Source organism: Bradyrhizobium sp. USDA 4506, from assembly GCF_054058795.1.
The window spans coordinates 6,996,735-7,010,444 of record NZ_JBSSBM010000002.1; the positions used below are offsets into that span (position 1 = coordinate 6,996,735).

Annotated in this window: 11 protein-coding genes; 4 read left to right on the plus strand and 7 right to left on the minus strand. The window is 65.7% G+C overall.

Features of this window, described 5'->3' with window-relative positions; genetic code table 11:
- The first annotated feature begins 30 nt into the window (after window positions 1-30).
- Window positions 31-354, plus strand: coding sequence for a phosphoribosyl-ATP diphosphatase (locus ACVIHF_RS35105; protein WP_028335793.1), 324 nt, complete (start codon window positions 31-33; stop codon window positions 352-354).
- A 35-nt stretch (window positions 355-389) separates the two neighbouring features.
- Window positions 390-1,346 (plus strand): type I pantothenate kinase, encoded by a 957-nt coding sequence (coaA, locus tag ACVIHF_RS35110; protein WP_026192056.1) that lies wholly within the window; start codon window positions 390-392, stop codon window positions 1,344-1,346.
- Window positions 1,347-1,520: 174 nt separating this feature from the next.
- Here the strand turns inward: coaA and ACVIHF_RS35115 are convergent, their stop codons facing one another.
- The 3 genes from ACVIHF_RS35115 to ACVIHF_RS35125 form a co-directional block, all read right to left on the minus strand.
- The gene (locus ACVIHF_RS35115; protein ID WP_456793320.1) at window positions 1,521-3,770 is read right to left on the minus strand and encodes a response regulator; all 2,250 of its coding nucleotides are present in this window, start codon (window positions 3,768-3,770) and stop codon (window positions 1,521-1,523) included.
- A 103-nt stretch (window positions 3,771-3,873) separates the two neighbouring features.
- The gene (locus ACVIHF_RS35120) at window positions 3,874-4,395 is read right to left on the minus strand and encodes a hypothetical protein (protein ID WP_456793321.1); all 522 of its coding nucleotides are present in this window, start codon (window positions 4,393-4,395) and stop codon (window positions 3,874-3,876) included.
- A gap of 119 nt (window positions 4,396-4,514) precedes the next feature.
- A complete protein-coding gene (locus ACVIHF_RS35125) occupies window positions 4,515-6,053 on the minus strand; it encodes a YifB family Mg chelatase-like AAA ATPase (protein ID WP_456793322.1) in 1,539 nt (512 codons plus the stop codon).
- 723 nt (window positions 6,054-6,776) lie between these two features.
- Between ACVIHF_RS35125 and ACVIHF_RS35130 the strand changes: the two genes are divergently transcribed.
- Together ACVIHF_RS35130 and fsrB are read left to right on the plus strand one after the other, a co-directional pair.
- On the plus strand, window positions 6,777-8,768 hold the full coding sequence (locus ACVIHF_RS35130) for a TonB-dependent siderophore receptor (protein WP_456794154.1): 1,992 nt from the start codon (window positions 6,777-6,779) through the stop codon (window positions 8,766-8,768).
- Window positions 8,769-8,794: 26 nt separating this feature from the next.
- Window positions 8,795-10,084, plus strand: coding sequence for a siderophore utilization protein FsrB (gene fsrB, locus ACVIHF_RS35135; protein ID WP_456793323.1), 1,290 nt, complete (start codon window positions 8,795-8,797; stop codon window positions 10,082-10,084).
- 95 nt (window positions 10,085-10,179) lie between these two features.
- On the opposite strand, the gene ACVIHF_RS35140 is transcribed toward fsrB, so the two are convergent.
- From ACVIHF_RS35140 to rsmI, 4 genes are all read right to left on the minus strand, one after another.
- A complete protein-coding gene (locus tag ACVIHF_RS35140) occupies window positions 10,180-11,151 on the minus strand; it encodes an MBL fold metallo-hydrolase (protein ID WP_438076305.1) in 972 nt (323 codons plus the stop codon).
- A 187-nt stretch (window positions 11,152-11,338) separates the two neighbouring features.
- Window positions 11,339-12,286 (minus strand): glutathione synthase, encoded by a 948-nt coding sequence (gshB, locus tag ACVIHF_RS35145; RefSeq protein WP_456793324.1) that lies wholly within the window; start codon window positions 12,284-12,286, stop codon window positions 11,339-11,341.
- 30 nt (window positions 12,287-12,316) lie between these two features.
- Complete coding sequence (locus ACVIHF_RS35150; RefSeq protein ID WP_456793325.1) at window positions 12,317-12,700, minus strand: YraN family protein; 384 nt, start codon at window positions 12,698-12,700, stop codon at window positions 12,317-12,319.
- A complete protein-coding gene (rsmI, locus tag ACVIHF_RS35155) occupies window positions 12,687-13,640 on the minus strand; it encodes a 16S rRNA (cytidine(1402)-2'-O)-methyltransferase (RefSeq protein WP_456793326.1) in 954 nt (317 codons plus the stop codon). The genes ACVIHF_RS35150 and rsmI overlap by 14 nt, the downstream gene beginning before the upstream one ends.
- Between the last annotated feature and the right edge of the window lie 70 nt (window positions 13,641-13,710).

Below are 13,710 nucleotides of genomic sequence, written 5' to 3' on the forward strand. Positions count from 1 at the left end.
GGTGCCGCTGTGCATGCTTGAGTTGAGTTGATGTCGCGTTTCACGGTCCACGATCTGGCCGCCACCATCGACGCCCGCGCTGCAACGGGCGGTGAGGCGTCCTACACCCGCAAGCTGCTCGACAAGGGCGCGGAGCACTGCGCCAAGAAATTGGGCGAGGAAGCGGTCGAGACCGTGATCGCCGCGGTCGAGAATGACCGCGATCACCTCATCGCGGAAAGTGCCGATCTCGTGTTTCACCTGCTGGTTCTGTTGAAATCACGCGGCGTGAGGCTGGAGGACGTCGAGGCCGCGCTGGAGAAGCGCACCTCGATGTCGGGACTGGAAGAGAAGGCGTCGCGCAAGCGCGACTAGCGCAAATGATCGAGCGCATCGAGAGGGGCGGCCTCATGGACATCCGGGCACCAGATCAACAATACAACCCCTACCGCATCTTCACGCGCCAGCAATGGTCGCATCTGCGTGACGACACGCCGATGACGCTCGAGCCGGGCGAGTTCGATCGCCTGCGTTCGATGCACGACCGCCTCGATTTGCAGGAGGTCGAGGACATCTACCTGCCGCTGTCGCGGCTGCTCTCGATCTATGTCGATGCGACCCAGCGGCTGTATTACTCGCAGCGCCAGTTCCTCAACATCCGCGACCGCAAGATGCCCTACATCGTCGGTGTCGCCGGATCCGTCGCGGTCGGCAAGTCGACCACGGCTCGCGTGCTGCAGGCGCTGCTGGCGCGCTGGTCGCCGCGGCCGAAGGTCGACCTGATCACGACCGACGGTTTCCTGTTTCCGAATGCCGTGCTCGAGCGGCAGGGCATCATGCAAAAGAAGGGCTTCCCGGAAAGCTACGACCTGCCGACGCTGCTGTCGTTCCTCAGCGACATTAAGGCGGGGCGGCGCCGCGTGCGCGCGCCGGTCTATTCGCATCTGACCTACGACATCGTGCCGAACAAATGGGTCGAGATCGACCAGCCGGACATCCTGATCGTCGAGGGCGTCAACGTGCTGCAGACCGGGCGGCTGCCGCGCGACGGCAAGGCGGTGCCGTTCGTCTCCGACTTCTTCGACTTCTCGGTCTATATCGACGCCGACGAGGCCGTGCTGCGGGAGTGGTACATCAAGCGCTTCCTGGCGCTGCGCGACACCGCGTTCACCGATCCGAGGTCCTACTTCCATCGCTACGCGCCGCTGTCGGACGAGGAAGCAACGGCGACCGCGATCGCGATCTGGGAGCGCACCAACCTCGCCAATCTCGAGGACAACATCCTGCCGACCCGCCCGCGCGCGACGCTGATCCTGAAGAAGGGCGCCGACCACGTGGTGCAGTCGGTCGCGCTGCGCCGGCTGTAAGCATCACCGCATCTCTGCGAACGAGCCACATCACGGCTGTCGTCCCCGCGAACGCGGGGGACCCATAACCACAGGTACTTGTGATTTGCAGCGCTGTAGCCCCAGCGGGCGCAAAACTGGCTTCGGTGGTTATGGGTCCCTGCTTGCGCAGGGACGACACCGAGGTTTTGGCTGCTACGCCGCAATGTGCCGCGCGGCGGCGAGGCCCGCGAGCGCTTCTTCCAGCTTTTCGCGGTCGAGCGGCTTGATCAGAAAACCGTCCATGCCGGCTTCGAAGCAGGCGTAGCGGTCTTCCACCAGCGTATTTGCCGTCAGTGCCAGGATCGGGGTCCGGCGGACGGATTGTGCCGCTTCATGGGTGCGGATCTGCTTGGTGGTCTCGATGCCGTTGAGGCGCGGCATCTGGATGTCCATCAGCACGAGATCATAGGGCGTGCCGGCTGAGGTCGCCGACAGCCAGGACTCCATCGCCTGCTCACCATTGGTGGTGATGACCACGTTGTGGCCGAGCCGGGTGAGCAGCGAGCGCATCAACAGCGCGTTGATCTCATTGTCCTCGGCGACCAGGATCGAGAACCCCTTGTCCGGCAGCGCGGATGCAAGCGCAGCGGGCGCGGACTCGGCGGCCGCCTCGATCGCAAGGCTCGGCGCAGCGACTTCCGGCGATGCGGTCAGGCGCGCGGCGAGCGACGACGCGCGCAATGGCTTCACCAGGTAACCGGTGAACATGGCTGACTCGGAAGCCGAAAGGTCCTGCCGCGTCGCCGGCGTGAACATTACGATGCGATGGGTTGCATGGAGGCGGGCGGCGTCGGCAAACGCCTCCATCGCCGGCGTGCCGAGCGTGTGGTCGATCAGCACCGCATGCCAGCTCCGCTCCGGCAGCAGCGCCTCGGCGACGTTGGCATCCGACACGATGCAGGTCTGTGCGCCCCAGCGCTGCAACCGCCGCGAGATCAGCGAGACCTCGATGCTGTGTGGCGCCACCAGCATGATCGACTGTGCCGTCAAGTCGGGCGCGGCGAAGCCGTTGGCCTCGCCGGCATCGGCGGCGACGAGCGGGATCGACACCTCGAAGGTCGAGCCTGCGCCCGGCGTGCTTGCGAGCGTGATGCGGCCGCCCATCCGCTTGACGATGCGGTCGCTGATCGAGAGGCCGAGGCCGGTGCCGCCATAGCTGCGCGCGATCCGGTCGTCGGCCTGCTCGAACTCCCGGAAAATACGCTGCTGCGCTTCCGGCGCGATGCCGATGCCGGTGTCGCGAACCAGGAAGCTGATCTCGTTCGGCCAGATGCCGGGCTCGACGATCAGCGCCACGCCACCGGTCGCGGTGAACTTGATGGCGTTGCCGGCGAGATTGAGCAGCACCTGACGCAGCCGCGCGGCGTCGCCGGTCACCTGCATCGGCAGCCGTTCGTCGACATAGGCGGCGATCTCGATGCCCTTGGTCTGCGCGCGCGGCGCCAGCAGCTCGGTGATGTCCTCGATCAGGCCGGACAGCGCGAACGCGCGCTGTTCGAGATCGATCTTGCCGGCCTCGATCTTGGAATAGTCGAGCAGCTCCTCGATCAGTGCGAGCAGCGCGTCGCCCGATGTCTTGACCGCCTTGACGTAGGTCATCTGCTCCGGCGTCAGCTGCGTATCCATCAGCAATCCGCTCATGCCGATGATGCCGTTCAGGGGCGTGCGGATCTCGTGGCTCGCCATCGCAAGGAAGCGCGACTTGGCGCGGTTGGCGGCGTCGGCCTGATCGCGCGCTTCGGCGAGCGCGCGCTCGCTCTCGGTGCGGTCGGTGACGTCGCGGCCGACGCTCTGCATTTCCGCGGGCGCGCCGGCATCGTTGCGCACGAGGCCCTCACGCCAGGCGATCCAGCGCGGCCCGAGCGGTCCCTCGATCTTCTGGTCGTAGACCCGCGTGCCGTTGGATTCGAGCGCGGTGTCGCCTTGTTCGAGCACCTTCAGCGTTGCGGTGCTGCCGATCAATTCGCTGCGGGGCCTCTGCGCCAGCTCGCAATAGGCATCGTTGGCATAGGTGATGAGCCCGTCGAGGTCGCGCAGCACGATCAAATCGTCCTGCGCCTCGAACAGGGTAGAGGCGCGCTGCTCGGCCTCCTGCAGTTCCCAGTTGCGGTCGGCCATCGCTTCATTGTGCATGGCGATGGTGCGCAGCCGCTTGCGCATCAGCCGCAGGCGGATGCCGAGCGTCACGATCCAGAGGCAGGCGAGCGCGAACAGGAAGCTGACCCCGATCGCGAATGCATTGGGATCGTAGCCGCTCTGTTGCGAGAGCGCGCCCGAAATGAACCCGAAGGCGCTGCCGAACGCGACGGAGAAGATCGTGAACGAGCGCACGATCGTCGCGAGCCAGGAATGGCGCCGGAGGAAGCGGCGAAGGCGCAACTTGATCCGGAAGAAACGCCCCATCAATGGTGACCCTGAAACAGCTTGATCTGGCGCTGACGATGCGTCGGCCAGCTTGCAAAGTGCTTGAAATTGGTGGCCATTTCGCGCTGCCCTCAGAACAGGGTTAGCGGGGGGTTAACTCCGCCATGACCCGGTTCGGGACGCGCGTGTCAGGTGCGGGCGATGCGGCTTCAAGGCGGCGGTGTCCGGCGCGGGCGCTGACGATCAAGGCCGCGGCATCCCGCACCGAGAACGTCTTCGATTGCACGAAGACACGGTAGTCGGACGGGCCAGCATCACGCGTCAGATAGATGACGGGGCCGGTTGCCGAGGCATCGCCGGAAATCCCGATCAGCTGCGCCGTCGCGCTGCTCTCGCAGGCGCCGGCCTCGGCGTCGTCGATGTCGTCGATCACGGTGAAGTCGGCGGCGTCGGCGCTGTCGGCGATCTGGACCCGGACGGTGGCCTGGCTGGGGTCGTCAGTGAAGCTGACGTGAAGCTGCGCCAGCCAGGGGATCGATGCGATCTGCATCGTGGCGCCGCCCACCTCGATGCAGGGCCGGGGGCCCGGCAGGAATTCGGCGCGGGCAAGGACCGCGGCCACGGCAAGGGGGACCACCGAGGTCAAAATCTTCAAACGCAACATGACACAACTCGCTCGACCCAAGCTTGCCGCCGATCGCGGTGCTTATGGTTTGCGGAGCGTAAATGAGAGTGGTTACTGTCACGTTGACGCGGCGGGCACCGGCCGGAAGTCGGCGGAGATCACGCGGCGCGACGCAAATCGTCGGCCAATGCACGATAAGACAGCGCTTCGGCGAGATGCAGCCGGCCGATCGTCTCGGCGCCGTCGAGATCGGCAAGCGTGCGCGCCACCCGCAGCACGCGGTGATAGCCGCGCGCGGTGAGGTGCATGTTGTCGGCGGCCTCGCGGAGCAGCTTCTGTCCATGGGCGTCGGGCTGCGCGATGGTCTCGAGCAGCGAGCTCGGCGCTTCCGCATTGGTGCGGACATGCGGCATGCCGGCTGCCGCATAGCGCGCGAGCTGGATGTCGCGCGCGGCCGCAACACGGTCGGCGACCTCGGCCGATCCCTCCGCCGGCGGCGGCAGGATCAGATCAGCCGCAGTCACGGCGGGCACCTCGATCCGCAGGTCGATGCGATCCATCAGCGGGCCGGAGATCCGCATCTGGTAGTCGGCGGTGCAGCGGTCGAGCCGGCCGCGCTTGCAGGAATAGCCGGGCTCATAGGCATGGCCGCAACGGCACGGGTTCATGGCCGCGACCAGCATGAAGCGCGCCGGATAGGTGACGCGGTGGTTGGCCCGGCTCACCGAAACCTCGCCGTTCTCCAGCGGCTGACGCAGCGAATCCAGCACGCGCGGATCGAACTCCGGCAATTCGTCGAGGAACAGCACGCCCTGATGCGCCAGCGAGATCTCGCCCGGTTTGGCGCGCATGCCGCCGCCGGTCAGCGCGGCCATGCTGGCGGAATGATGCGGGCTGCGGAACGGGCGTCGCGCGGTCAGGGCGCCGTCGCGGATCTCGCCGGCAACCGAGGCGATCATCGAGACTTCGAGCAGCTCCGACGGCGACAGCGGCGGCAGGATCGAGGGCAGTCGCGCCGCCAGCATCGATTTGCCGGCGCCGGGCGAGCCGATCATCAGAAGATGATGACCGCCGGCGGCGGCGATCTCGAGCGCGCGTTTCGCGCTCTCCTGGCCCTTGATGTCGCGCAGGTCCAAAAGCGTTTCCTCGCGCTCATGCACCTTCGGCTGCGGCCGCGACAGCACCTGCGTGCCCTTGAAGTGGTTGGCGATCTGGATCAGCGAATCTGCCGCGATGATCTGGATGTCCGGACTGGCCCAGGCGGCTTCCGAGCCGCAGGCGGCCGGGCAGATCAATCCCTCGTCGCGCGAATTGGCGCCGATTGCCGCGGGCAGCACGCCCGCCACCGGCGCGAGCGAGCCGTCGAGCCCGAGCTCGCCGAGCACGGTGAAGCCGTTCAGCGCATCCGGCGGGATCGCGCCGATCGCCGCCATCAGGCCGAGCGCGATCGGCAGGTCGTAATGGCTGCCCTCCTTGGGCAGGTCAGCGGGTGCGAGGTTGACGGTAATGCGGCGGGCGGGAAGCGCGAGGCCGGAGGCGATCAGCGCCGAACGCACGCGTTCGCGGGCTTCCGACACCGCCTTGTCGGGCAGGCCGACGATCGCGAATGCCGGCAATCCCGGCGCAACCTGGACCTGCACGTCGACCGCGCGGGCCTCGATCCCCTCGAATGCGACGGTGGAAACGCGCTGAACCATGCTGCCCCTATTCTTCCGCAATCGAAGGTAGCGGAACCGAGCGGCAAGTGCAAGAACATTACAAGAACGTTCGCGACACCGAGGGCTGGTCGCCCGGTACCAATTCACCGCGCGGCGCATCCGCTTCCGGCCGGTGCGGAAGCGTCGGGCGTCGCGCGCGATGACGCGCGCCTCGCGCGATCGAACACAGCTCGCATCGTCGACAACTGCAGGAATCATTCTCAAGAATCATTCCAGCACGATGAGCATCGCGCGCTTATTGTCGCAGCGCGTCGTCGATTTCCCCGCTGTTTCAGCGATCGCACACTGATCGCGCGCGCAGTCTCGATCTATTCCAACTGCCGAGGTCTGTACTCGCGAGCCCCGCGCTGTAGAGCCGGATCACAAATCCATCCAGGCTGACATCAGGGGCGCCTTCGCGTGATCGATCGACTTGCTTCGCATTCCACCCGTCAACATCCAGCGCTGCGAACGATCGGTCTGTGTACCGCCGCCGTCCTTGCCGCAGGCGTCACGGCCGAACGCGCCGACGCGCAATCGGAACTGCCGCCGGTGAGCGTGGACGCGCCTCAGCAGCGCGCGATCACCGCGAATGCAAAACCGGTTCGTCGTCCGGTGACCGCACGCGCGAGCCGCGCCAACCGCGTGGCTCGATCCCAGCAGGCGACGCCGCCAGCGGCGGCACGATCCGGTGCCGGCGCCGGCGAGCGAGCCGGCGGTCCAGTGGACGGGTTCGTTGCCACGCGTTCGGGCACGGCGACCAAGACCGACACGCCGCTGATCGAAATCCCGCAATCGATCTCGGTCGTCACGACGGACCAGATCAGGAACCAGGGTGCGGAATCGGTGGGCGCGGCATTGCGCTACACCGCAGGCGTCAGCGGCGACGTGAATGGCGGATCGGACACCCGCTTCGGCGGCCTGCAGATCCGCGGCTTCGACATGACGATGCCGGGCCTCTATCTCGACGGCCTGCGGCTGCCGAGCAGCAACTATGTGCACTTCCTCGGGCTCGATCCGTACGGTGCCGAGCGCCTCGAGGTCCTGAAGGGGCCATCGTCGGCGATGTTCGGCGGCAGCGGCACCGGCGGCATCCTCAACTATGTCAGCAAGCTGCCGACCGCGCGCGAGTTCGGGGAAGTGTCGCTGTCGGGCGGCAGCTTCAACCGCTATCAGGGCGAGTTCGATATCGGCGGCCGCGCCAACAAGGAAGGGACGGTGCTGTGGCGCCTGACCGGCGTCGCGCGCGATGGCGAGACCCAGGTCGACTACACCAAGGACAATCGCGTCTTCATCGCGCCCGCCGTCACCGTGAAGCCGAATGAGGACACCACGATCACCTTCCTCGCGAACTACCAGAAGGAACGCACCGGCTGGGGCCTGCAATTCCTGCCGCCGTCCGGCACCGTCTGGGCCAATAACGGCCGCTACATTCCGAACACGCGCTTCGTCGGCGAGCCCGGCTTCAACCAGTTCGACACCGAGCAATCCTCCGTCGGCTACATGCTGTCGCACGACTTCAACGAGGCGCTGACGTTCCGCCAGAACCTGCGCTATTCGTGGATGCACAACGAGCAGAAGAGTTTCTACGGCACCGGCTATGCATCGGCGGCCGACGAGGCCGCGGGCCTGCTGTCGCGCGCCGGCGCCGGCGGCAGCTCGACGATCGGTTCCTTCGCGGTCGACAACCAGCTGCAGGGCAAGTTCGTCACCGGCATGCTGAGCCACACGACGCTGTTCGGCGTCGATTACCGCAACACCTCGTTCCGCGACATGGCCTCGAGCTACAGCACCGGCAAGCTCAACGTCTTCGCGCCGGTCTATACCAACAGCTGGACCAACAACGGACCGTATGACGACACCGGCATCAAGCAGTCGCAGGCCGGCCTCTATCTGCAGGACCAGATCAGGCTCGGCCGGCTGTCGTTCCTGCTTGGCGGGCGGCAGGATTTCGTCACCACGGACCTCGACAACAATCTCGCGAAAACGTCGACGTCGACCGACGCCTCGGCATTCACCGGCCGCGCCGCCGTGATGTACAATTTCGACAACGGCATCGCGCCCTATTTCAGCTATTCGGAATCATTCCTGCCGGTGCTGAGCATCAACGCCGCCGGCGATCTGCTGAAGCCGGAGTCCGGCGTGCAGTACGAAGTCGGTGTCAAGTACCAGCCGGTCGGCATCAATGCGCTGATCACGCTGGCTGCGTTCGATCTGACCCGATCCAACGTCGTCACCTACGCCCCGCCGTTCTATTTCGCCGAGCAGACTGGCGAAGTCAGGTCGCGCGGCGTCGAGCTCGAAGGCACCGCGACGCTGGTCGAGGGCGTCAACATCCGGGGCGGCTACGCCTATGTCGACGCTGAAGTCACCAAGGATCCCGTCAATGTCGGCAAGGCGCCGACCACGGTGCCGCTCAACCGTTTCTCGCTGTGGGGCGATTACACCGTTCAGGGCGGTCCGCTCGCCGGGGTCCAGTTCGGGGCCGGCGTCCGCTATGTCGGATCGACGTTCGGTGACGATGCCAACACCTTCAAGGTGCCGGCGTCGACGGTCGTCGATGCGCTCGTCGCCTATACCAGGGACAATTATCGCCTCTCGCTCAACGTCACCAACCTCGCCGACACGCGCTACGTGGCAGCCTGCTACGGCAACACCAGCTGCTTCTACGCCGAGGGCCGCAAGGCGATCGCGAAGCTGACCTATCGCTGGTGATCACCCCACAACTTGCTGAAATCCCCATGAGACCCATCTTCGGACGACTGCATCGCTGGGCGGGCCTTCTCACCGCGGCCTTCCTGTTCTTCTCGGGCGTCACCGGCGCGATCATCTCGTGGGATCACGAGATCGACGATGTGCTCAACAGGAAGCTGTTCGAGGTGACGAGCTCCGGACCGGCGATCCCGTCGGTCGAGCTCGCCCGGCTGATCGAGCAGCGCGATCATCGCGCCCGCGTCGTCCACATGTTCATGACGGCGGAGAAAGGCGAATCGTTGTGGTTCTTCGTGCTGCCGCGGATCGATCCGGCGACCGGCAAGCGCTACACGCTCGACTACAACCAGGTCTTCCTCGATCCCAACACCGGCGTCGAGCTCGGACGCCGCTATTGGGGCGCGGTCTGGCCGGTGACCCGCGAAAACTTCGTCTCATTCCTCTACAAGCTGCATTACACGATGCACATCCCCGAATTCTGGGGCAGCGATCGCTGGGGCATGCGCTTCCTCGGTGTCATCGCCGTGATCTGGACGATCGATTGTTTCGTCGGCTTCCACCTGACCCTGCCGTCGCGGCGGCGCGCAAGGGCTGAGCGGGCGTCGGCGATACCGGGCCCGCGCGGCAAGAGTTTCTGGACCCGCTGGGCACCGGCCTGGAAGATCAAGACCTCGGGCAGCGCCTATCGAATCAATTTCGACATTCATCGCGCCTTCAGCCTGTGGACCTGGGCGTTGCTGTTCGTGATCGCATTCACGGCATTCTCGCTCAACCTATATTTCGAGGTGTTCTCGCCGTTGATGAAGACCGTGTCCAACTACACGCCGACACCCTACGAGCAGCGGCCATACCGTCATCTCGACGATCCGATCGAGCCAAGGATGGCCTATGCGGAAATCGCCACGCGGGCCGCGGCCGACGGCAAGGCGCGCGGCTGGACCACGCCGATCGGTTCGATCAATTATGGTCCGGCCCACGGCGTCTATGCGGTCGCATTCTTCGAGCCGGGCGACGAACATGGCGCCGCGGGAGTCGGGCCGGCGCAGCTCTACTACGACAGCGAGGACGGCCGTCCGCTCGGCGAGCGGCTGCCATGGGTCGGCACCGCGGCCGACGTGTTCGTGCAGATGCAGTTTCCCCTGCATTCCGGCCGGATCGCCGGCTTGCCCGGGCGCATCCTGATCTCGCTGATGGGATTGGTGGTTGCGGCGCTGTCGGTGACGGGCGTCGTGATCTGGTGGCGCAAGCGTCGTGCGCGGATTGGCGCGCGAGAGACGATGCGCACTCGCTGCGAGAGCAGCCTTGCGCCGGCGGAATAGGCCGGGCGCCCCGTGGGCTTCTTAAACCGGGCGGCAAATGCATTCGGGAGCGGCGGCGGCCGCTCCCGAGGCAGTCCGTCTGCGCAATCAGCCCGTCACAGGTTCATCTGCATCGGCTCCGGATAGTAGTGGAAGCCTTCGCCGACCTTGGCGACGTGGCCGTAGCCCGGCCAGGCGAAGTGATAGGACATCACGGCCGTCTTGTTCGCGGCCAGCATCTCCAGCAGCTTGACCCGCGACGCCGCCGCCTGCTTCGGATCGGTGTCGTAGGAGAACTCCATCCGCGGCCGCTCCAGCAGCAGCACCGCGTGATGCGAGAGGTCGCCGAGGAAGGCGAAGGATTTGCCACCCGAGCTCACCATGAAGATGGTGTGGCCCACGGTGTGGCCGGGCGCTGCGATCGCCGTCACGCCGGGCAGGAATTCCTGGCCGTCCTTGAAGAACACGATGCGGTCGCGCACCGGCAGCAGGTTCTTGCGGGCATGCACGATGAAATCCTTCAACGGGCTGCCCATCTTGCCTTCGTCGGTCCAGAACTCGAGATCGCTCTGGGCGATGTAATATTGCGCATTCGGGAACAGCGGCTTGTCGTCGGCGCCGACAATGCCGCCGATATGATCGATATGCGCGTGCGACAGCACGACCGCGTCGATGTCCTCCGGCTTGATGCCGGCTTCCTTCATGCTCTTCTGCTGCCGCCCGGTGGTCTTGCCGAACAGTTGCGACGTGCCCATGCCGGTATCGAACAGGATCAGCTTGTCGCCGGTGTTGACGATCGGCGAATTCTGCTCGAGCACGACATTGTCGGGCGAGAGGAAGTTGTCGGAGAGCATCTTCTTCACCTCCTCCTTCGGCACACCGGTGAAGGTGCCGGAGGGGTCGCCGAGCGGAAGCGGCCCGTCGGATACGACGGTCACTTCGGCTTCGCCGAGCATGAAGCGGTGCCAATAGGGTGTCTGCGTGCCGAGCTTCGGCGCGCGTGCCTGTGCGGTGCCCCCGAGCAGGGTGCTGGCGCCGAGACCGGCACCGAGCGCGAGCAAGGATCGTCGTGAGACATTGAGCGTCATAACGTCTTCCTCCAGAATTTTTATAAGATTTTCGCGTTGTTGCCCGCGCGTTGACCCGCCGCTTGACCTGACGCAGGCGAGAGGATGCTGCCCTCGCCTGCGCAAGCTGGCAAGAAGAATAAGGAGAACGCATGCGTGATCGAACGCTGGCTAAATTTCAGCCAGCTGTGCGGCGCACAAGGGAGGATTATTTCGCGGCGCGCTTCTTCTCGATGGCATCCCAGATCATCGCCGCGACGTCGGGGCCATTGAGCCGCTGGATTGCGCGGATGCCGGTCGGCGAGGTGACGTTGATCTCGGTGAGGTTGCCGTCGATCACGTCGATGCCGACGAACAGCAGGCCGCGTTCGCGCAGCGCCGGTCCGAGCGTGGCGCAGATTTCGCGCTCGCGCTCCGAGAGCTCGGTCGCCGCGGCTGCGCCGCCACGGACCATGTTGGAGCGCAAATCGTCCGCCGCCGGCACGCGGTTGACGGCGCCGGCGAACTCGCCGTCGACCAGGATGATGCGCTTGTCGCCGTGCTTCACCTCGGGGAGGAAGCGCTGGATCACCCAGGGCTCCTTGAACGTGACGGAGAACATGTCGAACAGCGAGCCGAAGTTCATGTCCTGCGGCATCACGCGGAAGACGGCGGCGCCGCCATGGCCGTGCAACGGCTTCATGACGACGGCGCCATGCTGGTCGCGGAATGCGTTGATCTCGTCGAGATCGCGCGAGATCAGGGTCGGCGGCATCAGCTGCGGGAAATTCATCACGAACAGCTTTTCCGGCGCGTTGCGCACGCTGGCCGGGTCGTTGACGACCAAGGTCTTCGGATGGATGCGCTCGAGGAAATGGGTCGAGGTGATGTAGGCGAGGTCGAACGGCGGATCCTGACGCAGCAGCACGACGTCGAAGCCGTTGAGCGCCTCGCGCTTCGGCTCGCCCAGCGTGAAGTGATTGCCGACCTCGTCGCGCACGGTGAGAGGCTGCACCGGCGCCACCAGCTCCTCGCCGCGCAGCGACAGCTTGTCGGGCGTGTAGTAGGAAATGCCGTGGCCGCGCCTTTGCGCCTCGAGCAGCAGCGCAAAGGTTGAATCGCCGCGAATATTGATGCGCGCGATGGGATCCATCTGGACGGCGATCTTCAATTTCATAGACATGTTCCGCGAGGTCTGAGGATAACGTTAAGGGCTTGCATCGAATGCCGCTAACAAATGGCGCGGCAGGCTCTTCGGCGCAATCAGCACGGCGTCGAATCTGAGCTCGAATTCGGCATGTTCGGGATGCGCCATCAGCCAGGCCTGGGCGGCATTGATGATGCGCAGCTGCTGCCGCGGCGTCACCGCATAGGCAGCGTCGTCGAGGCTGGCACGGGCCTTGACCTTGACGAAGGCCAGCAGATTGCGCCGGCGCACCACCAGGTCGATCTCGCCAAATGGGGTACGGAAGCGTCGTGCCAGGATGCGATAGCCCTTGGCGATTAGAAGGGCTGCGGCGCGGCTCTCCGCCGAGATGCCGGTCCGGAACGCCGCGACGCGCTCGGGCGAGGCGCTGTCAGTCTTCGCCATTGCCGTCCCCGATGGACTTCGCAAGCTCGAGGGCACGGGCATAGACCTCGCGGCGCGGCCGGCCCGACAGTTCGACCGCATGGGCGACCGCATCCTTGACGCTGCCGCGGCCGAGTTGCGCCCGCAGCAGATCGTCGAGCGTATCCTGGTCCATCACCCCGGCATCATCGGCCGGAGGTCCGATGACCAGCACGAACTCGCCGCGTGTTTCCAGCGCGTCCGCGCTTGCCGCCAGCGCGGCGACCGGTGCGCGCGTGATTTCCTCGTGCAGCTTGGTCAGCTCGCGGCAGATCGCGGCATCGCGGCCGGCCATGATCGCGGCGAGATCGCGCAGCGTGTCCTGTACGCGATTGCCGGATTCGAACATCACGAGCGTCGAATCGACCCTCGCCAGCTCGTTGAGCCGGGCGCGACGCGCGTGCTCCTTCGCGGGCAAAAATCCCTCGAAGAAAAACCGGTCGGTCGGCAATGCCGCGACCGACAGCGCCGTCAGCACCGATGATGGCCCCGGCACCGCGATGACGGCATGTCCGGCGGCGCAGACGTCGCGCACCAGCTTGAAGCCGGGATCGGAGATCAGCGGCGTGCCGGCGTCGGAAACCAGCGCGATCGCGGCGCCCTGCGCCAGGCGTTCGAGGATCTTGGGCCGCGCCTGGGCCGCGTTGTGCTCGTGGTAGAGCGCAAGCTCCGCGGCGATCGCATAACGCTCGGTCAGCCGCCGGGTAATCCTCGTGTCCTCGCAGGCGATGACGTCGACACCGGCCAGCGTTTCTAGCGCGCGCAGGGTGATGTCGGCGAGATTTCCGATCGGGGTCGCGACCAGATGGAGCCCGGGTGCTGCCCTTGGCGCGGCCAATTGCTGGCCGCCGATCGAAAATGTTCTGGCCGCAGCGCCTGTCGTGGCATCCGAACTGTGGAGGGAACTGGCTTTTGCGCGCATAATGCCAATCTAGAGGGATGGCGGCGCTTGCGCCACATCCGCAAACGGCGGTGACGGAACGCTGGCTGAC